The organism is Nostoc sp. CENA543 (assembly GCF_002896875.1).
In the GTDB taxonomy this organism is placed as follows: domain Bacteria; phylum Cyanobacteriota; class Cyanobacteriia; order Cyanobacteriales; family Nostocaceae; genus Trichormus.
In genome coordinates, this window is record NZ_CP023278.1 from 6,850,635 (window position 1) to 6,876,398 (window position 25,764).

26 protein-coding genes are annotated in these 25,764 nt (G+C 42.0%); 10 read left to right on the forward strand and 16 right to left on the reverse strand.

The annotated features are described in order from the left end of the window. Positions 1 to 9: 9 nt before the first annotated feature. From CLI64_RS28750 to CLI64_RS28765, 4 genes are read right to left on the reverse strand one after another with little or no spacing between them, the layout of a single operon-like run. Positions 10 to 1,689 carry a cbb3-type cytochrome c oxidase subunit I gene (locus tag CLI64_RS28750; protein ID WP_103140392.1) on the reverse strand — a complete coding sequence of 560 codons (1,680 nt, stop codon included), beginning with the start codon at positions 1,687 to 1,689 and terminating at the stop codon, positions 10 to 12. Beyond that, positions 1,679 to 2,599, reverse strand: a complete 921-nt coding sequence (locus tag CLI64_RS28755) for a cytochrome c oxidase subunit II (protein ID WP_103140393.1) — start codon at positions 2,597 to 2,599, stop codon at positions 1,679 to 1,681. Before CLI64_RS28755 ends, CLI64_RS28750 begins: the two co-directional genes overlap by 11 nt. Positions 2,600 to 2,618: 19 nt before the next feature. Next, complete coding sequence (locus CLI64_RS28760; RefSeq protein ID WP_103140394.1) at positions 2,619 to 3,209, reverse strand: DUF2231 domain-containing protein; 591 nt, start codon at positions 3,207 to 3,209, stop codon at positions 2,619 to 2,621. Continuing rightward, positions 3,206 to 3,700 carry a DUF2231 domain-containing protein gene (locus CLI64_RS28765; protein ID WP_103140395.1) on the reverse strand — a complete coding sequence of 165 codons (495 nt, stop codon included), beginning with the start codon at positions 3,698 to 3,700 and terminating at the stop codon, positions 3,206 to 3,208. The genes CLI64_RS28760 and CLI64_RS28765 overlap by 4 nt, the downstream gene beginning before the upstream one ends. A gap of 504 nt (positions 3,701 to 4,204) precedes the next feature. Between CLI64_RS28765 and fba the strand changes: the two genes are divergently transcribed. Then, the gene (fba, locus tag CLI64_RS28770; protein WP_103140396.1) at positions 4,205 to 5,284 is read left to right on the forward strand and encodes a class II fructose-bisphosphate aldolase; all 1,080 of its coding nucleotides are present in this window, start codon (positions 4,205 to 4,207) and stop codon (positions 5,282 to 5,284) included. 116 nt (positions 5,285 to 5,400) lie between these two features. On the opposite strand, the gene CLI64_RS28775 is transcribed toward fba, so the two are convergent. After that, entirely contained in the window at positions 5,401 to 5,625 is a 225-nt protein-coding gene (locus CLI64_RS28775; RefSeq protein ID WP_103140397.1) for a hypothetical protein, read from the reverse strand. A 134-nt stretch (positions 5,626 to 5,759) separates the two neighbouring features. Between CLI64_RS28775 and CLI64_RS28780 the strand changes: the two genes are divergently transcribed. The 4 genes from CLI64_RS28780 (at position 5,760) to CLI64_RS28795 (ending at position 7,009) form a co-directional block, all read left to right on the forward strand. Then, positions 5,760 to 5,972, forward strand: a complete 213-nt coding sequence (locus tag CLI64_RS28780) for a helix-turn-helix transcriptional regulator (protein ID WP_103126339.1) — start codon at positions 5,760 to 5,762, stop codon at positions 5,970 to 5,972. A 96-nt stretch (positions 5,973 to 6,068) separates the two neighbouring features. Continuing rightward, the gene (locus CLI64_RS28785; protein ID WP_103140398.1) at positions 6,069 to 6,446 is read left to right on the forward strand and encodes a hypothetical protein; all 378 of its coding nucleotides are present in this window, start codon (positions 6,069 to 6,071) and stop codon (positions 6,444 to 6,446) included. 102 nt (positions 6,447 to 6,548) lie between these two features. Continuing rightward, on the forward strand, positions 6,549 to 6,749 hold the full coding sequence (locus CLI64_RS28790) for a hypothetical protein (protein WP_103140399.1): 201 nt from the start codon (positions 6,549 to 6,551) through the stop codon (positions 6,747 to 6,749). Continuing rightward, complete coding sequence (locus CLI64_RS28795) at positions 6,746 to 7,009, forward strand: type II toxin-antitoxin system RelE/ParE family toxin (RefSeq protein WP_103140400.1); 264 nt, start codon at positions 6,746 to 6,748, stop codon at positions 7,007 to 7,009. Before CLI64_RS28790 ends, CLI64_RS28795 begins: the two co-directional genes overlap by 4 nt. On the opposite strand, the gene CLI64_RS28800 is transcribed toward CLI64_RS28795, so the two are convergent. The 5 genes from CLI64_RS28800 to CLI64_RS28820 all read right to left on the reverse strand — a co-directional run bounded on the left by CLI64_RS28800 (position 6,975) and on the right by CLI64_RS28820 (position 12,137). Beyond that, the gene (locus CLI64_RS28800) at positions 6,975 to 7,205 is read right to left on the reverse strand and encodes a DUF433 domain-containing protein (RefSeq protein ID WP_103140401.1); all 231 of its coding nucleotides are present in this window, start codon (positions 7,203 to 7,205) and stop codon (positions 6,975 to 6,977) included. The two genes, CLI64_RS28795 and CLI64_RS28800, sit on opposite strands and share 35 nt — an antisense overlap. 153 nt (positions 7,206 to 7,358) lie before the next feature. Then, entirely contained in the window at positions 7,359 to 9,695 is a 2,337-nt protein-coding gene (locus tag CLI64_RS28805; RefSeq protein ID WP_103140402.1) for a WD40 repeat domain-containing protein, read from the reverse strand. 358 nt (positions 9,696 to 10,053) lie between these two features. After that, a complete protein-coding gene (locus CLI64_RS28810; protein ID WP_103140403.1) occupies positions 10,054 to 10,443 on the reverse strand; it encodes a hypothetical protein in 390 nt (129 codons plus the stop codon). 382 nt (positions 10,444 to 10,825) lie between these two features. Next, the gene (gene recR, locus CLI64_RS28815; RefSeq protein WP_264082477.1) at positions 10,826 to 11,383 is read right to left on the reverse strand and encodes a recombination mediator RecR; all 558 of its coding nucleotides are present in this window, start codon (positions 11,381 to 11,383) and stop codon (positions 10,826 to 10,828) included. 196 nt (positions 11,384 to 11,579) lie between these two features. After that, the gene (locus tag CLI64_RS28820; RefSeq protein WP_103140405.1) at positions 11,580 to 12,137 is read right to left on the reverse strand and encodes an SRPBCC family protein; all 558 of its coding nucleotides are present in this window, start codon (positions 12,135 to 12,137) and stop codon (positions 11,580 to 11,582) included. 358 nt (positions 12,138 to 12,495) lie between these two features. Here CLI64_RS28820 and CLI64_RS28825 point away from each other — a divergent pair, with 358 nt between their 5' ends. The 3 genes from CLI64_RS28825 (at position 12,496) to CLI64_RS28835 (ending at position 14,382) form a co-directional block, all read left to right on the forward strand. After that, positions 12,496 to 12,690 carry a hypothetical protein gene (locus CLI64_RS28825; RefSeq protein WP_103140406.1) on the forward strand — a complete coding sequence of 65 codons (195 nt, stop codon included), beginning with the start codon at positions 12,496 to 12,498 and terminating at the stop codon, positions 12,688 to 12,690. A gap of 193 nt (positions 12,691 to 12,883) precedes the next feature. Further along, positions 12,884 to 13,048: a rubredoxin gene (locus CLI64_RS28830; protein WP_103140407.1), complete on the forward strand. Its 165-nt coding sequence runs from the start codon at positions 12,884 to 12,886 to the stop codon at positions 13,046 to 13,048. Positions 13,049 to 13,134: 86 nt separating this feature from the next. Next, the gene (locus CLI64_RS28835) at positions 13,135 to 14,382 is read left to right on the forward strand and encodes an NAD(P)/FAD-dependent oxidoreductase (RefSeq protein ID WP_225977452.1); all 1,248 of its coding nucleotides are present in this window, start codon (positions 13,135 to 13,137) and stop codon (positions 14,380 to 14,382) included. 126 nt (positions 14,383 to 14,508) lie between these two features. Here the strand turns inward: CLI64_RS28835 and CLI64_RS28840 are convergent, their stop codons facing one another. Continuing rightward, positions 14,509 to 14,841: a hypothetical protein gene (locus CLI64_RS28840; protein ID WP_103140408.1), complete on the reverse strand. Its 333-nt coding sequence runs from the start codon at positions 14,839 to 14,841 to the stop codon at positions 14,509 to 14,511. Further along, positions 14,841 to 15,227 carry a hypothetical protein gene (locus CLI64_RS28845; RefSeq protein ID WP_103140409.1) on the reverse strand — a complete coding sequence of 129 codons (387 nt, stop codon included), beginning with the start codon at positions 15,225 to 15,227 and terminating at the stop codon, positions 14,841 to 14,843. Before CLI64_RS28845 ends, CLI64_RS28840 begins: the two co-directional genes overlap by 1 nt. A 222-nt stretch (positions 15,228 to 15,449) precedes the next feature. On the opposite strand from CLI64_RS28845, the gene CLI64_RS28850 reads away from it, so the two are divergent. Then, positions 15,450 to 16,859: a DUF3370 domain-containing protein gene (locus CLI64_RS28850; protein WP_103140410.1), complete on the forward strand. Its 1,410-nt coding sequence runs from the start codon at positions 15,450 to 15,452 to the stop codon at positions 16,857 to 16,859. A gap of 167 nt (positions 16,860 to 17,026) precedes the next feature. Here the strand turns inward: CLI64_RS28850 and CLI64_RS28855 are convergent, their stop codons facing one another. From CLI64_RS28855 to CLI64_RS28870, 4 genes are all read right to left on the reverse strand, one after another. Further along, positions 17,027 to 17,878, reverse strand: coding sequence for an Rpn family recombination-promoting nuclease/putative transposase (locus CLI64_RS28855; protein ID WP_103140411.1), 852 nt, complete (start codon positions 17,876 to 17,878; stop codon positions 17,027 to 17,029). A gap of 292 nt (positions 17,879 to 18,170) precedes the next feature. Further along, positions 18,171 to 18,476 (reverse strand): DUF4090 family protein, encoded by a 306-nt coding sequence (locus tag CLI64_RS28860; RefSeq protein WP_103140412.1) that lies wholly within the window; start codon positions 18,474 to 18,476, stop codon positions 18,171 to 18,173. Between the two features lie 155 nt (positions 18,477 to 18,631). Next, positions 18,632 to 21,709, reverse strand: coding sequence for a phosphoenolpyruvate carboxylase (gene ppc / locus CLI64_RS28865; RefSeq protein ID WP_103140413.1), 3,078 nt, complete (start codon positions 21,707 to 21,709; stop codon positions 18,632 to 18,634). 454 nt (positions 21,710 to 22,163) lie between these two features. After that, entirely contained in the window at positions 22,164 to 22,391 is a 228-nt protein-coding gene (locus CLI64_RS28870; protein ID WP_103140414.1) for a hypothetical protein, read from the reverse strand. Between the two features lie 318 nt (positions 22,392 to 22,709). Between CLI64_RS28870 and CLI64_RS28875 the strand changes: the two genes are divergently transcribed. Then, entirely contained in the window at positions 22,710 to 25,688 is a 2,979-nt protein-coding gene (locus tag CLI64_RS28875; RefSeq protein ID WP_103140415.1) for a DUF1574 family protein, read from the forward strand. Positions 25,689 to 25,764 lie beyond the last annotated feature (76 nt).

Here is a 25,764-nt window from a genome sequence, read left to right on the forward strand (position 1 = left end):
GAATTGGATTCATCTCTCCCATATTTCTCTGCGCCTTTGTTCGTCTGACTCAGTAGGTTCTATGACGGAATATTTAGGATTACCGTAGTCGTAGGGTGGTCTTTTCACCACGGGAATTTCTGCAAAGTTATTTCTTGGTGGTGGTGAAGTGGTTGTCCATTCTAGTCCGGTGGCGTGCCAAGGATTATTCACTGCCCTTTGGCCATATAGCCACGAACCGACCATATTGGCAATAAAGGGTAGGGTGGATACTCCTAGCAAAAAAGCTCCTAAGCTAGATATGACATTCCCATCTTGATACTGTGGGTCATAGGAGGAAATTCGGCGCACCATCCCCTGTAAACCTAGTGGGAGCATGGGGAAGAAAGTCAGGTTAGCACCAATAAAGGTTAACCAGAAGTGCAATTTACCCCAGCCTTCGGCATACATTCGGCCGGTAATTTTGGGAAACCAAAAGTAAATGGCGGCAAAAATGGCCATTGTGATGGTGTTAAACACAATGTAATGAAAGTGTCCCACCACAAAGTAGGTATTGTGGACGTGAATATCAAATGGTACTGCTGCTAGCATCACACCAGTAACACCACCAAGTAAAAACATGGCTGCACCTCCCATTGCAAACAACATGGGTGTCTCTAAGTGCAGTTTGCTTTTCCAAATTGTGGCAGTCCAACCAAATGCTTTTACACCGGTGGGTACAGCCACCAGCATGGAAGTAAACATAAATAATATCCGCATCCAGCTTGGGGTGGCACTGGTAAACATATGGTGTACCCAAACGAAAATACTAACTAAGGCAATGCCTAAAGAAGCAACAGCTAAGGAGCGATAGCCAAATAGGGGATTACGGGAAAAAGCAGGTAAAACTTCTGCGAAAATCCCAAAGGCGGGCAGTGCCATGATGTAAACTGCGGGGTGGGAGTAAAACCAGAAGAGATGCTGGTAAATGATGGGGTCGCCATTCTCTAGGGGTTTAAAGAATTGCGTCCCAAAATTGAGATCAAGTAACAGCAATATCAATGCACCAGTAAGAGCAGGTAAATTAATCAGCTGTAACAATTGCGCGCTCAAAGCTGACCACACAAACACAGGCATTCGGAAAAAACTCATTCCTGGGGCGCGCATCCAAAAAATAGTAGTGACAAAGTTCACAGCCCCCATAATGGAAGAGATACCGATGATGACTAAACTGATAATCCACAGGCATTCACCGTTAATCGGCTGACCTGGCGGAATTTGCAGACTAATAGGCGGATAAGACCACCAGCCAGACTGCGCCGTACCATTGGGCAGTAAGAAGCTAGAGATTAATAAAATGCCCCCTGGGGGAATCATCCAAAAAGAAATGGCATTGAGGAGAGGAAACGCCATATCCTGCGCGCCAATCATCAGTGGCACCAAGTAGTTAGAGATACCTGCATTAAAGGGGATAATCCAGAGAAAGATCATGATTGTGCCGTGCAAGGTGAATAGACCGTTATACAAGGGACGATCAACCACATTTAATGCAGGTGTAATCAGTTCAGCACGGATGAGCATTGCCAAAAGTCCGCCCACCAAGAAAAAAATGAAAGCCGTCACCATGTACTGCACAGCGATCGCTTTATGGTCGGTGTTGAACTTAAAATATTGTCGCCAGTTATTCTCAGGCTCGTTTGGCGGTGCGGTTTCTCTAATCTCATGTGTCATTTTTGACGTAATTCTCCTGAGCTATCCCCTCTTGACTGGGTGCAACAGTATACCAGCCACTCTTCAACATGGTTGTTGGTGGTTGGGTATACTCAGCCACAGCTTGATTTTGATTTGTTGCTAGTTCTTGTTGGGCTTGAGTTAGCCACTGGTTATACTGTTCTGGAGATTCCACCAGAACATCAGCATCCATCAGTGAAAAATAAGTACCACTGAATAGAGCATCTTTGAGCTTATACTTGCCTGGGCGAATGGGTGTAACTACAAGGTCAATATTGCGTCCAGGGACAATATACTGCTGTAACCGAAAATCAGGAACGTAAAAGCTATGAAGTACGTCCTTAGCGTGCATATTTAGGCGAGTCCGAAGATTGACAGGCAGGTGTAATTCTTGACTAATAACATTATTGGGATAGCGAAAAGACCAATCCCACTGCTTGACAAATACCTCGATAGTTTCCGCCGCAGGTTTTGGTTTTTCCCCAGTGGTTATGGCATAAGCTGCTGCTGATTCCAATGGTGTCGGCAGTTGGACAATCTGCTGTAAACCCAGAATATGTAATTGCTGGTAAATATTGACACCTTGAAAAGCTAACCACAACACCAATACGGTTGGAGTTGCAGTCCATAGGATTTCTAATCTGATATCTCCCCTAGATGGATGTCCTTCACTGTAATCATTCGTGGGTGCGCGAAAGAATATGATAGAAAACACCATCATGCCCAACAGCACAAAAATGATGAATGCACCTATGGAGACTAGGAAGCTAAATAAATCATCTACTTTTTGTGCTTCTGCTGTCGCTTGAATTGGCATCCAGGTGTATGCCTGCTGACCAATCCAACGGCTCAAAGCAAGTAATATGGCAATCACAACTGCTATTAGTAAATATTCTAAAAATTTAGGCATAAATTTTTTATATTTCCCTTTATTTAGGTAGCCAGTTCGGATTTATGCCCTCTTGAATTAACTTGGCAGCAGTTACATGAATGCCAAACTCCCCACCTAATTGCCCTCCCAGAGTGCCGTGGACATACAAAAGACCCAGCATGGCCATACCTACTAACAAGTAAGACCACTGCACTTGTCTAGAGTGATAGCGTTGCCAACCCCTCCAGACAGTCATAGCGACAATAGCCCCCAACAACACCACACCACCCAAGCCATGTAAAAGCATTGTCCAAGAGGCGTTTAACCCCCAATCACTTTTTTGATTTACTGGTGGGTTGGCTAGTAGTAACTCGAAAAAACCGAATCCCACGGTGAAAAAGGTCACGACAGCCGCCCCTAGTAGGTTGTACCAGCCGACATCAAAGAAGCTAGAACGAATAGCTGTTAGACCTAAGAATTTGAATATGGGTCTTTCTATGGGGAAAATAGCCCCTGCGATGTCAAACAAGATGGCAATGATAAATAAGCCTAGTGTCAGATGTACGAGTTTTGGGTGCATGGGAATTTCATAGGGTAATCCATTTGCACCCAACCGCAATCTCAATTGCTCGATGAGTTGTGAGTTCATGGTGATATTCCCGGCTGCATTGCTTCCACAACAGGCTTAACGTGCAATCCATAGACCCAAAATAGTTTGCTCCCCAGGTATACTTGCAAAAACACTAGACAAACTAAAACTGTAGCGACACCAAGATAAGCAGGAGGGAGTTTTTGCGGGTGTCGGTTACGGATTACAAATCGCCAAGCTGTCATTCCCGCCACAAATGCCCCTAGTGACCAACCCATCACAGTATGAAAATTCAGTGTGGGCTGGACTGCTGGGTAAACTTGCGCTAAACCGGCTTCCAACTGTCCAACAATGATGGCGACAAAAATCGCGATCGCCGCTACCAGCATATTCCAAAAACTGACCTCCAAAAACCGCACATTGCGGCTGAAATAACCCACCACATCGCAAAAAAAAGAAAAGAACACCATTGCAATGACAAAGTGGACGATAATGGGGTGAATGGGGTCAGAATAGGGTAAACCCTTACTATTTAACATCAGAGCTAGCATTAAGCTCTCCTAATATAAATAGGCTATAAATAGGCCAAAATTTGCATAAATTATTCAGATTTTGGCTCAATGATTGGTTGAGAACCGCAAAAATACAAACTCAGTAATTAGTGCCTGCAATTAACAATTACAGGGCAAAGCAGCTAAAACTCATCTTTCTGCGGATGGAGATGAGAGTTACTCAAGTAGTGAAATATTCCAGCTTGATTAAGGGCGATCGCCAGCACACTGTTCACAATACTTGATTGAGCAATGGCGATCGGCAATATTGAGCAAAACTCTAGAGTAACAGACTACCAAAGCCTTTCACCCAGACGTAACGGGCTTTACAGTCGTCCCGGTCAAGTATAGGGCATCTTGATGAGTAACAGCGTAAACTTTTTCAACATAAACACCCCACACTAGTTATAATTTCCTATAAGTTGAAAAAACTCTTAAGATTAGCGTAAAGATTACGCTTGTCTGACACCGACTAGCTAAAAATCATTATTAGGAGGATTACCTATGGCGCTGGTACCAATGCGGCTGTTGTTGGATCACGCGGCTGAGAACGGTTACGGCATCCCAGCTTTTAACGTTAACAACCTGGAGCAAATTCAGGCAATTATGAAGGCGGCTGAAGAGACAGATAGCCCCGTCATTTTACAAGCTTCCCGTGGCGCGCGTAACTATGCAGGTGAAAACTTCCTGCGCCACTTGATTTTGGCTGCGGTAGAAACCTATCCTCACATCCCCATTGTCATGCACCAAGATCATGGCAATGCTCCTTCTACTTGTTACTCAGCTATCAAGAACAACTTCACTAGCGTAATGATGGATGGTTCTTTGGAAGCTGACGCTAAAACCCCTGCTAGCTTCGAGTACAACGTTAATGTTACCCGTGAAGTTGTCAACGTAGCTCATGCTTTGGGCGTAAGTGTAGAGGGTGAACTTGGTTGCTTGGGTTCTTTGGAAACCGGCGCAGGTGAAGCTGAAGACGGTCATGGTTTCGAGGGTACACTCGACCACTCCCAACTGTTAACCGACCCCGATGAAGCTGTTAGCTTCGTAGAAGCAACCCAAGTAGACGCTTTGGCTGTAGCTATCGGTACAAGCCACGGTGCTTACAAATTTACCCGCAAACCCACCGGCGAAATTTTGGCTATCAGCCGTATTGAAGAAATTCACCGTCGTCTACCTAACACCCACTTGGTAATGCACGGTTCTTCCTCCGTTCCCGAAGATTTAATCGCTTTGATTAACGAATTCGGCGGTGCGATTCCTGAAACCTACGGTGTACCTGTAGAAGAAATCCAAAAAGGTATCAAGAGTGGTGTTCGTAAAGTTAACATCGACACCGACAACCGTTTGGCTATCACCGCAGCTGTCCGCGAAGCTTTAGCAAAAGCACCCAAGGAATTTGACCCCCGTCACTTCCTCAAGCCTTCTATCAAATATATGCAGAAGGTTTGTGCTGAACGTTATGTCCAATTCGGCACTGCTGGTAACGCTAGCAAGATTAAGCAAGTTACTCTCGAAGATTTTGCTGCTAAGTATGCTAAAGGCGAACTGAACGCTGTCACCAAGGCTGCTGCTAAAGTTTAATTTTAGTCAAAGATCAATAGGGGCAATACTTTGCTCCTGCAAAATTTTTGATATTGATATTTAAGTCAACCGAGTGACATTAGTGTTACTCGGTTTTTTGTGGCAGTTTATATTAGTTATCTAATCAGAGGCTGTTCAACTTCTCCTGAGATTTCGAGAACGTTGGAGTCAAACACAATCACATGAACGGCTGTAGGTAGCAGTCGCTGAAGAATTTGCCTATAAGCATCTGCATCATGACGACGGTGAAACCTTGCTATTACCATTCGCTGCATATCGGGTAGTTGGCGAATAATACACCAAGGTTGACTATTTGATTTTGGCTTTGAGGTTGATATCATAGGTGAATACTTTCCCACTTTGTGGGATGTGTTAGAAATGGCGATCGCTCTGTATGTTTTCCAGGCAAGACGAGCGATCGCTTTTGATGTACACAGATATTATCGGGCGCATATGCACCCTTGTCAACCATAAAATGGGTTATGTTAGGCTGCGAATTCGAGAACTTGCTCAACAGAAGGGTTGGACGCTAAAAGAAGTTGCTGAACGTTCTGGAGTCAACTACAACACAGTCAAAAGTTACGTTCAGCGTGATGTATTAAATACTGTTGATTTAAGCGCAGTCTATAAAATAGCTCGAACTTTTGAAGTGACAATTGAAGATTTGATGGAATTGGTGGAAGAATAAACCATTGTATTAAATTTAGAACTAAATGCAGTACCTTGGTATATGTTTGGGAACAATTATGAATAGTTATACTAATTACAGTAAAGCTGGATATTTATGACTATTTATGAACGTGCAGCACAAATTTGGTCATTATTAGCGTTATCTGCCCGAAATCGTCAAGTTCTAACTTATGATATTGTCGGCAAGTTAATTGGAGTTCCTCGGCAAGGATTGGGTCGAATGCTAGAACCGATCCAATCTTACTGTTTACTAAATAAATTACCACCATTATCAATCTTGGTTGTAAGTGAGCAAACAGGAATGCCAGGTACAGGGTTTATAGCAGCACAAGACATTCCTCTTACTCAATTGCAAGTTTTTACATTTGATTGGTTAACCCACAAAACACCCTCATCAGAGGATTTGAAGAAAGCTGCTACAGAATTACCCTCCAATGGAAATCCAAAGGCAGCAGAGCAAGTAGCAAGTTAGTAATGAATATATTGGTAAACTAGAAACAAATGCGATCGCCAATTTCAAAGGCAATAATCATGGTGTAAAGATTAGCCACAAAAAAAATTAATGAGGTATATCATGCAACCGACAAAAACCAGGCAGGCATTACTCAAAGCTATTTATGAAGAATTAGAACAAGCTTATGACGACACTTTAGAAGATGTTTTAGAGTTACTAAAAATTCGTAAAAGTGAAGATGAAGAAGATATTCAAGATATTTATGCGGCTAAAGATGATACTACTATCTCTTGGGAACAATATAAACAAGAGAGTGCATGATTTATCAAATAGAAATTACAACCAGTGCAGCTAAACAATTAAAAAAGCTATCTGAAGACATTAAAATTAAAATTGAAGAAAAAATTCAAGAGTTATCAAACAACCCTCGTCCTAATGGCGTAGTTAAGTTAGAGGGCGAAGAAGATACCTATCGTATTCGGGTGGGTAAGTATCGTATCTTATACGAGATTAAAGATAATTTATTAATAGTTAAAGTTGTTAAAATTAGTCATCGTAGAGATGTTTATCGCCGCAAATAAGTTTCCCTGTCTCTTCTAAAAATGCAATAACTTGCTCTCTAGTTACAGTTGGAAATCCATCTAAAAAATCGTCAATCGATTCTCCTGCTTTGAGATAGTCTAAAAGTGTTTGCACGGGAACTCTAGTATCGGTAAAGACAGGTGTTCCACCCATAATTTCTGGTGATGTGCTAATGATTGAGGGATATTTAAGCATAGTTCTTTTACCTCCGGTTTACAGACTGAATGATTTATTAAAAATTTAGCTTAGATCAAGAAAGTGGTTAATACCAAATTCGAGATTCTGGAATAGGTTATAAATCTAGGCTTTTAATCCCAAATCTTTCTTTGTCAAAGCGACTTTAGCTCACTATATTTGATCAATCTGCCAAATTTTGATGGTTTGATCAGAACTTCCACTGGCGAGAATCTTACCATCGGGACTTAAGGCGATAGAATTAATTTTTTCTGAATGTCCCGTGAGAGTTTGTACAGGTTCACAAGTAGAAATACGCCAAATTTTAATAGTTGTATCTGCACTGCTACTAAAAAGAGTTTGTCCATCAGGACTTACGGCTAAAGATGTGATTTCTTCGGTGTGTTCAGTTAAGGTGTAGAGTAGTTTACCTGTAATTAAATGCCAAATTTTAATAGTGGTATCAGCACTACCACTAAATAGTAACTGTCCATCAGGACTCATGGCGATCGCTTTCACATCTCCAGCATGACCGATAAGAGTGCGTAAAGGATCACCTGTGCGGGGGTTCCATAGTCGGATTTTGGTGTCAGCACTCCCACTGGCGAGGATTGTACCATCAGGACTGATGGCGATCGCATGAACGGCTGAAGAATGCCAAAGGGTGCAAATGCGATCGCCTTTTTGTAAGTTCCACAGTTTAATTTTGTTACTACCGCTTGCTAAAATCTCCCCATCGGGACTGATAACTACGACATTTACAGGTTTTTGATGTCCTAGCAGTGTATGTACGAGTTTACCTGTTTTAAAATCCCAAACTTTGACGTTACTTCTAGGGTGTTCACAACTCCCCACGGCTAAAAAATCACCATTGGGACTAATCGCAACTGATGAAACTTCTCCTAGATTTCCGGCGATAGTTTTGATAAAGTGACCATCATGAATATCCCAAACGTTAATATTTTGGTCTGTACACCCACTGACTAACACCTCACCATCAGGACTAATCGCTACAGATGTCACTTTGCCTGCATGACCTTTAAGGGTATAACCTACACTGGGGGCTTCTAAAGCTAGTTTAGTTTTTAGGTGGGCGATCGCGGCTAACAGTTTCTCCACCTCTAGAAAACTTTGTCTATCATTGACAACGAGAAAGTATTCCTTTAACTTGTGGACATATTCCTCATCCTGAATTTTGATGGCTGATAGCATCGCCTCTAGAGGGTTAGCGAATTCTTGCACTGAGACTTGATGCAAGTCTAACCAAGTGTGGATCGAGTAGTTTAACTGTTCCTGTGACCAAGTGCGATCGGGTAAATGTGCTAAACTTTGGGCTAATTGTAAAGCTAACTCCGGTATCCAATAGAGTCTTTCTTTTTCTAAAGCTTCGTAAATTTGCTGATAGCTAGTGACAATAGCTTGCACCGATTCTAAATCAAAACTCTCTTTTAATAAGCTAGATAATAACTCTGGTAGTAAAGGTGGTACATCATGATGCACCAAATGATAAATATCTGCTATCCATGCGGCTACTAAACTATGACAAGTGATTAATACTTGGCAAAGTTGCTCAAAGTCTTGCTGATTTACCTGATATTTTAAATCTAACTTACTAATATCAATGCCTTGAGCTTGCCATTTTTCTACTTTTTCTAAAATGGCTAGATTAACTACATTATCTTTACCTAACTTGTTAATATCCTCAATATCTTCACCTAAAGCTAATAAATCATCGCGGATTTTCTTCCATTCCCAGGCGCGATTTTTAGCAGATTGTTGAATAATCTCTCTATAAGGTATACGCGAAATAGTTTTATAGTAATAGTTACTTTGACCTAAACCCCAGTAAGCAATCCGAAAATTTAAATAATCTCCATCATTTTCTGATTCTAAAATTAAAATTGGTTCTGTTTTTAACAGTCCAAAGAGAGCTTTGATGCTAGATTCACTATGAAAACGTTTACTATCCCAAGCACCTGCTAAAAATTCTGTGGGTCGAATGGGATTATGGAGTGAATAATACTTATTGACAAATTTCCTAACTCCCTCCGCCAACATAGTTTCTAATGCCAAATTTTCCTCCGTTTTCGGTTCAAATTCATCAAATTTGACTTGGGGAGGTGCTAAAAAAATTTTTAGTGGTGGACGTTCAGCATCAACATGAGACTCTAAGATTTGAGAAGGATAGAGTCTTAAAGGCCAGCTATCCAGAATTTTATTGACTTCTGGTAATTTTAGAGCTGTATCTCTTTCTTGTTTTGCTACTTCTAATTGGGTTTCGCGCTGATAAGCCGATAATTGCTTTTGTAACAGCTTCTCTTGTTCAAAACCTGGATTGACATTTTTTTTAGGTTTGGCAGTATCAGCAATTTCAATAAATGCTTGAATTGCTTGGGGAATTGGATATTTACTAATATCTAAACTTTCTTTTGTTCTCTTTTGTATGAGCGCGATCGCTACAGGGGCAAACTCTATCACTAATTGAATGAGTAGCCTTAATCCTTGCTCCATAAGGAGATTCCTGTTACATCAATAAATTTCATCATTTACCTTTAACCTCAGTATTAGTTGGTCAAGAGACTGAACTTATACTATCTACATCACTTACAGTATTTTTGCCATCTATCTAAAGTTATCCCTAGATATGGCCTATCCTACTACTTACAGGAGTCCTTTTGCCACAAAAGTTAATAGCAAAAAAATCAGCACAAAAAAAGAGAAAGATAGAGCATTTGCTTTTTATCCTTCTCTTTTCTTGAGTAAAAGCTAATTTTTTAGCTTAGGAATGATTGAGATTAAATTTAGATTAAGACGGATAGCTCACTACAGACGTAATTTTGTCAAGCACAAAGTCATATTTGAGAGTTAACTAAAATCGAATTCCTAACTGTCCGTTAACTCCCCGTACAGAATTATAACCAGCACCAACGAAGAGGCGATCGCTAGCCTTTACTTGTACACCACCAGACAAGGCCACACCTTTATCTTCAGAGTAATATCCCACCCCCACATAAGGCGAAATCACAGGTAAACTCAAGAACTTCAGCACATCTACCCCTGTAGCACCATCTTCGCCTGTACCTAACTCTACACCCAAGTTTAATGCTCTAGCTCCCACAGCATAAGTGACATCCCCATCTTTCGCACCCACTGAAACCCAAGGTTGAGGAATAATTTGCGCCGCCGCCGGACGAGGAGCAAATAAAGCTAAACATCCTATTGATGCGATGAGCGATTTAACGATAATTGCTCTGTTCATGCTTTTTCCTCTCTACCTGTTAATAAAAGTCAGTGATTTATGAGAATATCTCACAAACAAATATGAAAGATGGACTGTAACTTATACTCAACACTGTTAACCTCAAGACTAACCAATATTTAAAAAAGTTTCTCACTTTTGCAGCCGAGAATAGTGATCAAGTTACTTGATAATCTAATGTGAATCTCACGCATACCGCTAAAGCGGAACCCACAGGGTAGACGCAAAGGTAAAAAGAACGAAGCAAGGTTAAACTCTGCGTACCTCCGCGTGAACCTCCCTTTTCTACGAGAGGCTACGCCAACGGGTTCACCAGTCGTCTCCGGAGGGAAACCCTCCTACAACGCTGTTTCACCGCGCTCCCTCTGCGTTGAAAAAAACTCTAATCTAACTCTCTTCTTCCTTCCAAAGCCCTAGCTAAAGTCACCTCATCAGCGTATTCTAAATCACCACCCACAGGTAAACCAAAAGCAATACGCGTCACCTTCGTAAACGGCTTCAGTAACTGTCCTAAATATAATGTCGTGGTTTCTCCCTCCACACTAGGACTAATTGCCATAATTACTTCTTGGGGTTTTTGTTGACTTACCCGTCTAATTAAAGCCTGCACATTCAACTGCTCAGGGCCAATACCATCTATGGGAGAAATCACCCCACCCAATACATGATATTTACCCTTATACTCACGAGTTTTTTCCAAAGCAATCACATCACGGGAATCAGCCACCACACAGATAGTCTGAGGATCACGGTTGGGATTACGACAAATTTCACAAACTGGTTCAGCCGAGAGATGAAAACAAACAGAACATAAACCCACTTGCTTTTTAGCATCAATCAAAGCTTGCGCTAAAGCCTCTACTTCCGCTTCAGGACGCTTCAAAATATGCAAAGCTAATCTTTGAGCAGATTTAGGGCCAACTCCAGGTAGGCGTTGCAACTGTTCAATTAATTTTGCTAAAGGACGTGCGTAAACCGTAGTTTTATCTCCAAAACGTTTTTACCTTAACTATGATGACATTTTCCACAGGTTAGTAGTCAGGACTTGAGAGCTGATTCATCCAGAAAATCTCTCTAAAATCCCAAATTTAACATTGTTTAGACCAATTTTTCCTGGATGCTACAAGCCCCTAGATTCAATTATCTTGACAAATCACTTGTCGCATTTTACGCATATTTGCAGGTAATTCCAAGTTCATCGCCTGTTGAATAAAAATTGACGGGATGGGGATATCGGGGGTAGCTTGAACACTGTAGGTGAGTAAAGTTCCTTTACCGCAGTCTTGTAACTCTAAATTGGCAGAAAAGTCTAAAAAAGTACCTTTTTCCATTTGAAAATTTACTTGCTGCCCTGTGACTTCCACAACTTTCAGATAAATTTCTACTTGCGCGGTAAAAAAGAAAAAGGATTTTTGGGCTTTTTGGTACAGGCGTTTAACTTCGCCTTGTTGTAAAACTACACTTTTGGTAATGTCGGGAAAGTATTGTACCCAGAGGGGGTAGTCAGTAATTTTTTGCCATACCTGCGATCGCGCTATTGGTAAGTACATACAAGCACTAACCGCACCACCGCAGACAGTATGCGATCGCGTCTGTACTAAAATCTCCCCCTGCATCATCAGGCGTTGCTGTTCCTGATTCCAAGTCATACCTGAACCTGTTATCATTAGCTCTGAAATATGGGTTACAGACATCGTTACTCCTCAACTCCACCATCTGCATAGGTTGTGACTATAAACCAGATCAACGGCGAAGTACAACCTCATTGCTATTTAATTCCAGCGTTCCATAATAGTTTTCCGGAATTAGCTATATATAGTAATTATGCGGAAATTATATGTAAAAATCAGTAGGTTTAATTACAAACACTAATCTACACCTAAACCACTCCAGCTATTGAAATCAATATACCAAAGAAAATTCTGGCTGAAATCCTGTTTACATCTCAGGTTGTTGCCCTGTAAAACCTTTTTGCCATTTCTCTGAAAAAAGAGATGAAAATTCTTGCTACCCTGTCAATGTAATCCAATTTGCAATTAGGAGGAAAATACCGTGAGTCAATCTACTTTAAACCGCTTATTAACTCAGGCTGTGGGCGTTTTTTTGGGAATAGGCATAGCGGTTTGGTTACTGCGGGGGTTTGGTTTAATCACCTTTATTCCTGGGGGATTAATTTTAATCTTGTTTCTGGGTGCGATCGTGCTAGGTGTGATTGCTTATGCTCAAAAAACTTGGTGGCGTTTTTAATATACAACGAGATAGATTTATTGTGATGATTTTCCCCTTAACTTGAAGGTATTTAACTAGGGGAAGGGAATTCCCATTAAAAAATATACTATCACTTTAATGGCAAGGGGGCAGGGAGCAGGGAGCAGGGGGAAAGGCAGTTGTTTTGAAGCAGATAGATTAGATAGTTGATTTTTTGGAAGTTACGAAAACTATGGGTATTTATGTATGTAGTGTGTGCGGTTACGAATATGATCCCGAAGTAGGTGATCCTGATGGCGATATTCCTCCAGGTACGCCTTTTACAGATATCTCAGAAGATTGGGTATGCCCAGTTTGCGGTGCAGCCAAAGATTTATTTGAATCAATGGACGGATGAATTATCACAATTTAGGATTTTAGATGTGGAATTGTGAATTGGGATGTTGATTCTGTACTAGCCTAGATGTAGATGATCATCTAGAAATGTTGGAAAAATTGCTACCTGCAAAAATTGTAGTTATTGGCGGCGGGGCCGCAGGGTTTTTTGGGGCGATCGCCTGTGCTGAAGCTAATCCCCAAGCCCAAGTCACTTTATTAGAAGCCAGTCGTCAACCCTTGGCTAAAGTCCGTATTTCTGGGGGAGGACGCTGTAATGTGACTCATGCTTGTTTTGAACCGCAAGCCCTAGTACAGAATTATCCCAGAGGCGGTAAGGCGTTACGGGGTGCTTTTAGTCGTTTTCAAGCCCAAGATACCGTAGCTTGGTTTACAACCCACGGAGTCAAACTCAAAACGGAAACTGATGGCCGAATTTTTCCCATTACAGATAGTTCTGAAACTATTGTCAACTGTTTAATGGATACTGCTCAGGCTGAAGGTGTGGAAATTTGGACTGGTGCGGCTGTAGCGGGGGTGAAAAAAGCTGGCGATGAGTTTGAGGTACTTTTGAGATCAGGGGAAGTGATGAAATGCGATCGCTTGTTATTAGCGACCGGTAGCAGTCACATCGGTTATAAAATTGCTCAAGAGTTGGGACATCACATCGTTGCACCAGTCCCATCGTTATTTACATTTAATATTGCTGAAGCCAAACTCCAAGCCTTGGCGGGGATTAGTGTTAACCCCGTACGCTTGCGGTTATATGTGGAAGAACAGCCAGCACTGGAACAGACAGGAGCTTTACTGATTACTCATTGGGGTGTGAGTGGCCCGGCTGTGCTGAAGCTTTCCGCCTGGGGTGCAAGACTCCTGCACGAACACCAATATCAAGCCACTTTAATAGTAAATTGGTTGCCGGAACTCACACAAGAACAAGTCAAGCAAAAAATCCTGGCTATCAAGAACGAGTGGGGAAAAAAAGCGATCGCGTTGCACCGTGGTGTTGATTTACCCCATCGTCTCTGGCAATACATAATTAACCGTGTAGGTATCACCACAAATGACCGTTGGGCAGAATTACCCAATAAAACTTTAAACTTGTTAGTGCAAGAACTAACTCAAGGCAAATACTTTATTAATGGTAAAGGTGTCTTTAAAGAGGAATTTGTCACCTGTGGCGGTATAAATCTGTCGGAAATTAACTTCAAAACTATGGAAAGTAAGTTAGTTTCTGGGCTGTATTTTGCTGGGGAAATTCTCGATATTGATGGTGTAACTGGAGGATTTAACTTTCAAAGTGCTTGGACAACAGCTTATTTAGCAGGTACAGCTATGGGTATTAGTGATGTTTAGTGATGTCGTATTATTTTAAGTTTGTATTAAGTTTGTAGTGAGGACTTCAGTCCTCAGAATAAGGGCTTAAGCCCTGACTACAAGCCAAATGTTTCTATTCTTTGTGACACTTACATCAGTTCTGATCTATTCATATCTATATTTTCTAGACTTAATCACTTCAATAACATCATCATGACGCTGACCTTCGATGATGTCATTCAAATGAATTTTGCCATCAATATATTGTAAATGTATGCGCCATCCTGATAACTTATCGATATCAGCACGGTAAATTGCCTGTTTAATTCCCTTCACTTTACGCAGTCTAGTTTTAGGAAAAGTTCTAGTTCGATGACATTCATTATCTTCCAATTCAGCCAAAGCTTCTAGAAAATCTATTTTGAGATTATCCGGTAAAATATCCATAGCTTCATGAATGACACCATGCTCATCTAGAAGGGGTTTAATCCGTGACATTAGCTAGAACTAACCTCAATTTCTTGATGTTTGACGCTAAAGTCCTGGTAAAGAGACTCGGCTACAGAATTATAGGCTTTGGAAGCATCTTCAGTATTAACGACTCGGAATAATGTAACTACTGTAGTGTCAAAAATTGGATCATCATCAATAGTCACAATTAATCTGATGTCTTTATCAATGATTAAGGCATAAAGTGAAGAATCATAATCATCACTGAGCTTAATTTCCTTCAATTTAAAAGCTTGTTTATCTAAAAAGGTTTTGTTTTTTGATAGTATTTCAACGTAGCGATTTAATTTCTTAACAATTTTAAACTTTTCTTTATTATTAAATTTCTCTAAATCTCGCTCAAAATCCTTAGTTGATTCGATAAGTGTTTCCATGTAACTGATTCCAGAATTGAAATCTTTCACCAATCTCAAATTTAACGTATAACTAGAGTTTTTAGAAGTATTTAAAGTATATTCATCGGCAGTATCAATGACATTTATAGATTTGCGACTATAGTTAAGTTTGGTAAGTAAATTATATATGGCGATCGCTTTCAGAAATGAGCTTAAATACCCTTGTATTTAGGATAGTTTATCTGTAGCACTCACTTTCTTATGCCAACTAAATTAGCACCACCTTTATTCATCATTCTATTAGGGCTAGGTCTAACTACAATTACTGGATGTTCTAAGGGGATAAATTCAGCCGTTGCCCAAAATTCACCCAAACCAGAACCCCAAATCATCGTCCAACCTGGAGAAGTGCGACCTTTACCTGGGAAATTAGACAACATTCCTGTATTTAATAGCAATAGTCCAGAATGGATTAAAACCGAGGGCATTTTACTTTCTACCTTCCCCACAACTAATAAAAAAACCCCAGCCGCACACCTCAATTTTCCTTTTCAGGGGCGGTTTGATGTCTTTGCTCACCACTATACTCACACCCCCAAAGATTTACAAACTTTATATATAGGAATTATTATTCAGAACCCTGGAAAACAACCTGTAACGGTTGATACCCTACAAGCAGCCAGCTACTTAATGCAGGATGCACCCTTTGTCACCTTACCCCCTTACCGCGAAAACAATGATGGGAAAGTCTACTCCGGGCCAGGGGCGAGGGCTGTGGCTGATGTGCTGCGGGGTGTGCGCCAAGCTGACTTTCCTTCTAAGATAGTCATTCCACCAGGACAAAGCCGGATGTTGTTGAATCATCCCATTCCCGTGCGAAATCTGGAAAGACCTGTCAATGGTCGGTCTAGCTTTATGCGCTTACGAAGTAATGGCAAAGTGTATGCAGCAAGTTTAGCCATGTTCGCTAAGAAAAACGCTGATGGTTCTGACCGCGCCCCAACACTGGCGGAATGGCAAGCTTTACTTAATAACGGTAACTTTGCCGGGCCAAGGGATAAAACTCCTACACCTCCCGACGCTACTAGTGGGGCATTAATTTATGGACGGGTGGCTGGTGTTTCTCAAGGTTCGCAATGGAAAGCAAACTTAGTAGATAACCCCCAAGCCACTACTCTTTCCATTCCGCAACCAGGAAAAGGGATTTCTTACCCCCTAGTTACTTTGCGGGGTGGTCGGTTGGGTACTGGACAAAACCAAACCGCCAAATTGCTGGTACGGTATCCTGATACAGCCTATGAAGCGCATGGTAATTATGGCGTGGAATATAATCTCAGTTTGCCTTTAAAGAACAATACCAATCAAACTCAAAAAGTAACAGTTACTTTAGAAACACCTTTAAAAGAAGACAAATTATCTCAAAGTGGCGTGCGTTTTCGCAAACCATCCCAAGATTTTCCCTTTTTTAGAGGTACGGTGAAGCTGAGTTATTTTGATGACCAAGGAAAGCAACAAACGCGCTATGTTCATCTCTGGCACAGAACAGGTCAAGTTTTAGACCCATTAGTACAGTTTGTCATGCCACCTGCTACTAGAAGGAATGTGCAGATAGACGTGATTTATCCGCCTGATTCTACACCCCCCCATGTGTTAACAGTACGAACATTATAAGTAAAATTCTTGATTAAGATGCACTCGATTCTGAACTACAGAGACGTTGCATACAAATAAATTTTTCAGCTAGGCGCGATCACTCTCGGTAAAATATTACAGGCGATGCCTAGGGCTGGCTGCGCCTACGCCTACTCTCATCATTACAGGCGATGTCTAGGTTCAATTTAATTAATTCTCGCCTGCAACCAAGCCTGCAAATCATCGACACTACTGAAATCTAGCAACGCTTCCCCCAACTCTTCTAGCATCGGTAATTGCAAACTTACTACCACAGAAAGCACATCTTGGGAAATTTCTCCCAATCGCTTCGTTAACTGTCGGCTAATCATGTTAGCCATTGCTTCTCGTCCTTCTTCTAGTCCTTCCTCTTTGATTTCTCGATAAACTCGTGTTTGTTTTAATGTAATGTCTAACATTGACTCCACCTCCCTTCGACTTAGTTGCTCAAACCGATAAGCGATAATCGTGGTAATTATTTCAATTATCGCATTGGTGACTGGTGCAGCAGTTTCTTGACGAGTTCTTGTCAATAAATACCGCGCTTGTGATGGGGCTTGTTCTGGGTCTAATGTAGTTAATACCATCACCGCTACCCACAAAGGTAAAGAACGGATATCTCCCAGCTCATCTAAATATATGCGATGTACTTGGTCGCCGTTGAGTAATGTACGATGGGGACGAGTATCACTTTGTTCAATACTACGGGAAGGATAGATAATTACGGCTTGCCAATCGCTAAATCGGTCACGGTTGCGGTAGAAATAAAGTGAAGATTCGGCAAATACCCTTTCATAAAGCTTTTCGTCTTTTTGAAACTGTACCTCACAAAAATACACAGTCCCAAGAGTTGCATTTTCTGGCGGTAAAAATACACCGTCGATTTCAAACTTGGGTTCTTTGACAGCTACTGAGTCAAATTTATATTTATCCGCATTTTCTGGTGGATTTGTCAATAATTCAAATAATAAACTAGGCGATTGTTGGAATATTTTGTAAAAAATCGAATCTCGACGCATGATGCCAATTCAAAATTCAAAATACCCTGACGGGAAGGCTTGCGCCTACAAAATTCAAAATTAAGACAATAAGATTTGCTATAGCTTTTACAGTTTGTAAATGTATGAGGTTTTATAGCCTTTCTTACCCTAATGAAGTACAAACGACAATAATTAAACGCAGATAAACACAGATAAACGCAGATAAGTTTGTACCTCAGCAGACTAGGAAACGCTATATGTGAATTGGTATGAAAAAATGAGAGTGGAATATTTTGTAAAGGTGATGCGTAGGCCTAGCCTACGCATAAACTTACTTACCGCCGTAGAAAAAGGCGATTTCTTTTTCTTTTAAGGGGGCGAAACCTGCGTCTGTAAGTAATTGATCTAGTTCTGCTTGGGGAATGTGTTTTGCGCCAATGCGGACAATGCGCGATCGCATAGTATTAGATACACCACTACGTTGTCTATTGGCTTCTAGTGCCATAACTTTGGTGTAAAGTTCTAGCTTGGCAGTGGGAATGGGTGTACCATCAAAATCGATGCCTTTAGCGATCGCTTCATCGATAGCATCAGCACCTTTGGTAGTAGCGTTAACTCCTGTAGTGTCAGCAGTCATGGTAATTTTTCCTGAAATTTATAGGTATATATTACCAGTGATGCTGACTTAGGGATTGGGGAGAGTTAATAGTCAATAGTCAACAGTCAACAGTCAACAGTAATTGCTTTTGACTATGAACTATTGACTATGAACTAATGACTATTGACTATACATCAACCCGTATTTCTCATTCCCGCCGCAATACCGTTGATGGTTAAGAGTGCGCCTCTGAGTAATTCGCCTTTGCTGTAACGTGAATGAATTACACCAGGGGTAGCAATATTTTTCGACTGGCGCAGGCGTTTGAGGAGAGAAACTTGGATAAATCCCAGGGGGACGATTGTACCGTTACGTAATTGTACGGAACGTTGCAGTACAGGATCACCGTCTAATAATCGACCATGTTCGGTGATTTTCAAGACTAAATCTCTAGTGAGATAAAATTCACTGGCGATTTGCTCAAATACTATCTCAAATCTGGCTTTATCTTCTGGGTTAGCTAACTCCTGGACGTAGTGACGCGCCATTTGCATATCTACTTTTGCCAAAGTCATTTCGGCTTTGGAAATGACCATTTTGAAGAATGGCCATTTCACGTAAAAGTAGCGGAGGAGTTTGAGGTGTTCTTCTGGTTCTTCACTCAAAAACTCTTGTAAAGCTGTCCCGACACCATACCAAGAAGGTAGCAAAAAGCGCGTTTGTGTCCAGCTAAATACCCAGGGGATAGCGCGGAGACTGCTTAAGTCTTTTTTCCCGGAGGGACGACGGGCGGGACGGGAACTGATTTGGAGTTGGCTGATTTCTTCGATGGGGGTGACTTGGTGGAAGAAATCAATAAAATCCGGTTGTTCGTAGATTAAAGCACGATAATGCTGTCTGGAGCGTGCTGCTAATTCTTCCATAATTTCGTTCCAAGGTTCGATATCATCAAACCCTGTCCGTAATAAGCTGGCTTGAATTACCGCCGTGGTGATGGTTTCTAGGTTGTATAAAGCCAAGTCCAGCAAGGAGTATTTGGAAGCTAAAACTTCCCCTTGTTCAGTAATTTTGATGCGCCCGTTAATGCTGTGGCCTGGTTGTGCCAAAATCGCTTCGTGGGCTGGGCCGCCACCTCTCCCGACAGAACCGCCGCGTCCGTGGAAAATCCGCAGGTTTACGCCGTATTCTTCAGCAATTTTCTGGAGGGATTTTTGGGCTTTGTGAATTTCCCAGTTACTACTTAAAAAGCCTGAGTCTTTGTTGCTGTCAGAATAACCCAGCATCACTTCCTGTAAGTCGGGAGTGAGGGAAAACGCTTCAGTGGGGAGAGGAAGATGGGGAGAGGGGGGAAGGGCTTCTTGGCTACCGTTGAGGGCGGCGTAACCACCTGCTAATAAAGCGCGATACAAAGGTAGTTCAAATAATTGCCGCATAATGCTGCGGGAACGTTGCAAGTCTTCCACTGTTTCAAATAATGGTACAACTTGAATTGTCCCCACGGCGATCGCTGGGTCAAATAATCTGGCTTCTTTGGCTAACAGCAAAACTTCTAGTACGTCGCTGACTTGGCGACACATACTAATAATGTAGGTTTTGCAGATGTTCACCCCAAATTCCTGCTGTAGCGATCGCACTATGCGGAAGGTTTTAACGACATCATTAGTTTTGTCGGAAAATGGCAATTCGGCGGAAATTAGAGGGCGACGAGTTTGTAGTTCACTGGTTAACCACTGTACACGCTGTTCTTCTGTCAGGTCGTTGTAAGATTGGGGCAGAATTTGCAGGTATTCCAGAATCTCATTTAATGCGTCTGAGTGTCGGGACGATTCTTGGCGGATATCTAATTGGGTAAGATTAAAGTCAAAAATTTCGACTTGGCAGATGAGATTATCTAATTCCCGACAACTTAATCCCGTTTCCGTCAAGTTACGCTGAATTAACCGCAGTTCCGCCAAAAACTCGGCCCCAGAACGATACATAGGGCTATCTTCATTAGTGGGAGTTTCGCCCTTGTATAAAGCTAAATTGCGATCGCAGGTATTTTCCAACCGCTTCAACACATAAGATAGTTTCAAGCGATAGGGTTCTTGGCGATATCTTAAAGCCAATGCGTCGTAAACTTCGCTTAACTGGGACTGATCTAACTCTAAAGATTCCAGCAAATCTGGTAACACATCACTCCAGTGCATGGAAATACTCAGTAACTCAATCAATTGCTTGACTGACTTGATATATCTCTCTAGCACCATTTTGCGCTGATAACAGGCTGTTTGCCAGGTAACTTCCGGTGTCACCGAGGGATTTCCATCCCTATCTGAACCCACCCAAGAACCAAAGGAACAAAAATCTGTGCTGGGTGGTTCTAACCAAGGAAATGTTTTCCCCAAAGCATACTTGAAGCGTTTATATAGTTGGGGAATTCCATCAAATAAAACCTCTTGGAAGTAGTGCAGGGCATAATCTACTTCATCTAATACCGTGGGTTTAAACTGGTGCAATTCATCAGTCCGCCACCAGAGGCGAATTTCTTCGAGGAGTTTTTCCCGAATTTCTCCAGCTTCCCAAGGATAGCCACCGCCATTATTATTACGTGTTTCTACTGAGTCAAGTTGCTGTAATAGCTTCACTACTTGGCGTTGTTTATCGCGGATAGTGTGGCGGACAATTTCCGTGGGGTGGGCTGTGAAGACTAGACGGACATCTAGCTGGGAAATTAAGCGTTGAATTTGTTGGGGAGGAACATTCAACTTTTGCAGTAAAGGAAACAGGGCGGCAAAAGTCCCTCTTTGTCTGTTCTGTTCTCTAGAAGAACCATTTTTCGCTAGCCAGTCCATGCTACCGCCACCATTGAAGATGACATCATCTTCATTTTGGTTAGAGGAGTAGTTGATATTGTGAGAATTTTCTTGCTGGGGTAGTTCTTGTTCGGCTTCAGAATAGCGAGTTAACTGCTGCCGTTGTTCATATTCCTGCTCTATGATGTTGATCAACTGAAAATACAAAGCAAAACCCCGTGCTGCGCGGATTGCTTCATTAATATTTAACTGTTCAATCAACTTGACAGCAGAAACAGCTTGGTCTTTTGTAGCTTGTCCCTCTGGTGAACACAAATCGCGTAACTGACGCAACAAATCCACCATATTTTGCCCACATTCTTGTCGGAGTACGGACTCCCACAATTCTTCTACAATTTGCAGACGGTGACGCAAAAATAATTCTGAGGTAGGGTACAAATTGGCAGATTCAGATAAAGAGTATAAAACAGAACTCATATTGTTTCTCTTGTGAAGCCGATCGCTTGCGTTTCATTAGGGGTGTAGGGGTGTAAGGGTGTAAGGGTGTAAGGGTTGAAGGTGTTGGGACGGGGATTGAAAAAAAACCCAACATAGTCGCCCCAAGGAGTAGGGCTTTTAACCCAAGGGTTAGTTTGGGGCTACTTCCCCCTACACCCCCACACCCCTGCACCCCTATACCCGCCCCAACTGGGCTTGGTAATTCAAAATTCAAAAATCAAAAATCTTAATTTAGGAAGGATTTTTGGGTATCTTGAATCATGATTTTGTGGATATCGCGTTGAGCAATGTTTGGTAAGTATATTTTTTAATGTTGGAGTAGTGAGTGAGTGCTGAGTGCTGAGTGGCAAGTGCTGAGTGATGAGTAAATGTATTTTCTCCTTTTCTCAATGCCCCATGCCCCCTGCCCCCTGCCCCCTGCCCTCCACCTCTTTCATTCTGTGTCATCAGGAAAAGGAAGAATTGGCAAGCGATCGCCGCGAAATAATTCTTCACTGGCTTGCCCTATAGATTCTAGGGCGTTTACTGAAACTTTCCCTGCACTCAGGAGCATTAGTATAGACGCTGAACCCATTTGGACAAGGAGAGATTGAGGAATGGTAAACAGAACCAAATTCAATCCGGTATTAGCTACGGTGGACTGTTGAGTAGTAGGAGGCATGGTTTGTTGTGAATGATTGTTCAAAGAGTAGAATAAAACGCAAAACTCAAAATCTGTATGACTGACAACCTTATAAGACTATTTTGTCCCACTTAGCAAGCCAAGAAGGTAACAAATGTGTTAACAAGAAACTCCAAAATGTGATAGACCTATGGTTTTAGTTTACAGGTGGAGTCAATAGTCAATAGTCATTAGTCATTAGTCATTAGTCATTAGTTATTAGCTATTAGTTATTAGTCAATGTTTTTTCCCAATCCCCAGTCCCCAGTCCCCAATCCCCAATCCCCAGTCCCTGTGTTCCTTTATAGTTAACTGCCCATGAAAACATTACTATCAGATAGTCAGCAATCCTTATTGCAATGGGTCAGCCAAGCAACGGGGATTAATACTTTAGGGGTAAAAGTCCGATTACGGGGAAATGACCTCCATATTTTATGTGAAGGTTCTGAGTGTCCCCGACGCTGGCGGACTCTATATGATTTGCTGCACGCACTCCAGCAGACAGATTTAGATGCTCTCACCAGTTACGAACAACCCTCAATATACCAAGTATTTGTCTACGGACGAAAGAAAGGGGAATATCGTCCCGAATGGTGTCATAAAGTTTACCTGAATCAACTAGACCGTCATCTAGAACAGGTCGAAAAGGCCATGTTAGAAGATGCGGCGAAAGCCCCTGGTGGGGCGTTGATTCTCTCTAATGAAAGTTTGGCACGTCGGGGAGATCCCAATGCGATCGCCCGTTATCTCAGTGAAACTCTGAGTGCAATGGGTGTGGCGGTACAGGTAAAGGTCAAACAGTCTGAAACCAGTGATGATCATCAAGCGGCTTCAGAACGCTTATGGATTTTATGTCAGTCGAGTTACAGTCCCGATCCTTCCTTGTTGGCTGAACCCATAGCCCACAAGTTACGTCAGCTAAAGCTATCTGGCTACAAGGACGCGGTAATTGTTTCCCAAATTAGCGGCGAAAACAAGCACGAATGGCGGTTACGCATCGATTTAACACCGCCAGAGGTGATGCTGAAGGAATGGGCGCGTTGGGGTGATGTGCAGGCGATCGCGCGGCTATTGATGGCGGTATTATCAGAGTTTGCAGTGACTGTGCAGGTTTCGCTACAAGAATCAACCCTACACATCTTTTGTTTACCTAATGCTGATGCCACAGTCCCAAATAAAGCTTTTTGTCTAGAAAAAATATCACAGCAATTAGAGGCGATCGCACCCCAAGGTATTCTTGCGGCTACGGTTTACGGACAAAAAACCCATGATGATACACAACCAGACTGGATTGATTGGCTAACTCTACCCGCCAAGGAATATCCAGCTTTGGCGACTCCCGCTTTAGAATTGGCGGCTGAAGGTGATGAACCAGCAATTATTTTCCTTCTCGAACGCTTACTAAATCCCAATTTAGATCGCAAGTTAAAAACCGGCGGCTTGCGGGTGCTACTGCTAAGAAAAGATGATTTATTTCACATCATGTGTGATGCACCCATCTGTCCCAGCCGTAAACAAGTCGCCCCGAAAGTTACCCAATTGATTCGCCAACTCAAAATTTCCGGGATTGCGGGAGTGCGGGTTTATGGTAGACGTTCAGGGAATAAAGAACCTTTTTGGCATCATGGTGTAGATTTAGCCCAACGTCAAAGATTAGTCCCAGAAGCTACCCCAGAATTCGCTGCCACGGCTGAATATGTGGGCGAATTAATCAACCAAGACAACGACGAACCGATTTTACGTCCTGACTTAACTACAGAAGAAGTTCAAAGTTTCGTTAGTGAAGTAGCACGCGATTGGGTAACGACTACAACTAACACTGTTAGAAAATGGTTTTTAGGTAGTCAGTTATTCACAGAAAGCGACCAATCAACTAACCCCATTCCTGATGCTCAAGGTGTGAAAGTCGCCTTAGTATGGGGGACTTTAGGATTGTTACTCACCTTGCAAACCGATTGGGTGCTAGGTTACATAGTTTCTCGCACCACACCCAGTTCATCCCAGGTGAAAAATATTCCATCACCTGAACCAAAGTCACCTGTTAGTACCAGAGAAACATCCAACTCCAGAACCGCATTTTTCACCACCAATTCCCAAAAGTCAAATCAAGCTTTTAACTCCTCTGGGTTTACTCAAGCAGAAGATGATGTCACCGCCACCCCTGCAAATAATAAAGCCAACGCCACAGCAATTTTATTGGCGGCGCGGTCTTCCATGCCCAGTTTTAATGTCCGACAATTAGATGAACAATTAGCCCTCTACAGACAACGCATCGCCAAAAATGGTAAACCCGCCGATGTGTTAATTATTGGTTCTTCCCGTGCATTAAGGGGAGTTGATCCAGCCGCATTATCTAAAGCCTTAGCCCGTCAAGGTTATCCCAATGTGGATGTATTTAACTTTGGCATTAACGGGGCAACTTCCCAAGTCGTCGATTTTGTCCTTCGTCAAGTTTTGCAACCTTCCGAACTACCCAAATTAATTTTGTGGGCGGATGGTTCTCGCGCCTTTAATGGTGGTCGTGATGACCTCACATTTAAAGCGATCGCCAATTCTCCAGGTTATGAATATGTGTTAAAACAAGCAAAAACATCTGAAAACAATGATGAATCTTCAACTAATCAGGAAAAATCCCCACCAGTTGCCAAAAAAACACCCCAAAAAGAGATTAATAATTATCAAGTCATTAATAAATGGTTAAACCAAAACCTAGCCAAACTTTCCGTCAGCTATCAACACCGTGAGCAAATTCAAGGTTTATTCCACAAACAACTAGAATCTCTACCCATATTGAAAACATCTCCAAAAACATCCTTATCATCCGATATCACAACCAATAATGCTGAAGATGATAGCACCTTGACACAAGCCGTAGACTTTGATGGGTTTCTCCCGTTATCTATCCGGTTTCACCCAGCAAGGTACTATCAAAAACATTCCAGAGTTACAGGTAATTACGACAACGACTATAAAAATTTCCAATTAGGAGGAGAACAAGACGCAGCCTTTCAGGATGTTTTGCAATTTACCCAATCGCAAAATATCCCCCTAGTCTTCATTAACTTACCCTTAACCGATGAATATTTAGACGCATTTCGTCGCCAAAACGAACAAGAATTTCAAACATATATGTTGCGATTAGCAACTAACCCCAACTTTATTTATAGAGATTTAAGTCAACTTTTCCCCCAAAACAACGACAACTTTTCCGACCCCAGCCACCTCAATCGTTTTGGTGCTTACGAAGTCTCACAAAAACTAGCCAATGATCCGATGATTCCCTGGCCTGTGAAGTAAATGAAATTGGTCATGGGGCATCGGGAATAGGTCATGGGGCATCGGGAATAGAGCATCGGGCATCAGACATAGCACA

Coding starts and splice junctions, on each gene's coding strand:
- fba (WP_103140396.1), top strand. CDS start 4,205: ATGGCGCTGGTACCAATGCGGCTGTTGTTGGATCACGCGGCTGAGAAC.
- CLI64_RS28780 (WP_103126339.1), top strand. CDS start 5,760: ATGGGTTATGTTAGGCTGCGAATTCGAGAACTTGCTCAACAGAAGGGT.
- CLI64_RS28765 (WP_103140395.1), bottom strand. CDS start 3,700: ATGCTAGCTCTGATGTTAAATAGTAAGGGTTTACCCTATTCTGACCCC.
- CLI64_RS28820 (WP_103140405.1), bottom strand. CDS start 12,137: ATGTCTGTAACCCATATTTCAGAGCTAATGATAACAGGTTCAGGTATG.
- CLI64_RS28785 (WP_103140398.1), top strand. CDS start 6,069: ATGACTATTTATGAACGTGCAGCACAAATTTGGTCATTATTAGCGTTA.
- CLI64_RS28845 (WP_103140409.1), bottom strand. CDS start 15,227: ATGGAAACACTTATCGAATCAACTAAGGATTTTGAGCGAGATTTAGAG.
- CLI64_RS28855 (WP_103140411.1), bottom strand. CDS start 17,878: ATGCGTCGAGATTCGATTTTTTACAAAATATTCCAACAATCGCCTAGT.
- CLI64_RS28755 (WP_103140393.1), bottom strand. CDS start 2,599: ATGCCTAAATTTTTAGAATATTTACTAATAGCAGTTGTGATTGCCATA.
- CLI64_RS28870 (WP_103140414.1), bottom strand. CDS start 22,391: ATGCCTCCTACTACTCAACAGTCCACCGTAGCTAATACCGGATTGAAT.
- CLI64_RS28875 (WP_103140415.1), top strand. CDS start 22,710: ATGAAAACATTACTATCAGATAGTCAGCAATCCTTATTGCAATGGGTC.
- ppc (WP_103140413.1), bottom strand. CDS start 21,709: ATGAGTTCTGTTTTATACTCTTTATCTGAATCTGCCAATTTGTACCCT.
- CLI64_RS28790 (WP_103140399.1), top strand. CDS start 6,549: ATGCAACCGACAAAAACCAGGCAGGCATTACTCAAAGCTATTTATGAA.
- CLI64_RS28835 (WP_225977452.1), top strand. CDS start 13,135: ATGTTGGAAAAATTGCTACCTGCAAAAATTGTAGTTATTGGCGGCGGG.
- CLI64_RS28850 (WP_103140410.1), top strand. CDS start 15,450: ATGCCAACTAAATTAGCACCACCTTTATTCATCATTCTATTAGGGCTA.
- CLI64_RS28860 (WP_103140412.1), bottom strand. CDS start 18,476: ATGACTGCTGACACTACAGGAGTTAACGCTACTACCAAAGGTGCTGAT.
- CLI64_RS28840 (WP_103140408.1), bottom strand. CDS start 14,841: ATGTCACGGATTAAACCCCTTCTAGATGAGCATGGTGTCATTCATGAA.
- CLI64_RS28775 (WP_103140397.1), bottom strand. CDS start 5,625: ATGATATCAACCTCAAAGCCAAAATCAAATAGTCAACCTTGGTGTATT.
- CLI64_RS28830 (WP_103140407.1), top strand. CDS start 12,884: ATGGGTATTTATGTATGTAGTGTGTGCGGTTACGAATATGATCCCGAA.
- CLI64_RS28810 (WP_103140403.1), bottom strand. CDS start 10,443: ATGAACAGAGCAATTATCGTTAAATCGCTCATCGCATCAATAGGATGT.
- CLI64_RS28800 (WP_103140401.1), bottom strand. CDS start 7,205: ATGCTTAAATATCCCTCAATCATTAGCACATCACCAGAAATTATGGGT.
- CLI64_RS28750 (WP_103140392.1), bottom strand. CDS start 1,689: ATGACACATGAGATTAGAGAAACCGCACCGCCAAACGAGCCTGAGAAT.
- CLI64_RS28760 (WP_103140394.1), bottom strand. CDS start 3,209: ATGAACTCACAACTCATCGAGCAATTGAGATTGCGGTTGGGTGCAAAT.
- CLI64_RS28795 (WP_103140400.1), top strand. CDS start 6,746: ATGATTTATCAAATAGAAATTACAACCAGTGCAGCTAAACAATTAAAA.
- CLI64_RS28805 (WP_103140402.1), bottom strand. CDS start 9,695: ATGGAGCAAGGATTAAGGCTACTCATTCAATTAGTGATAGAGTTTGCC.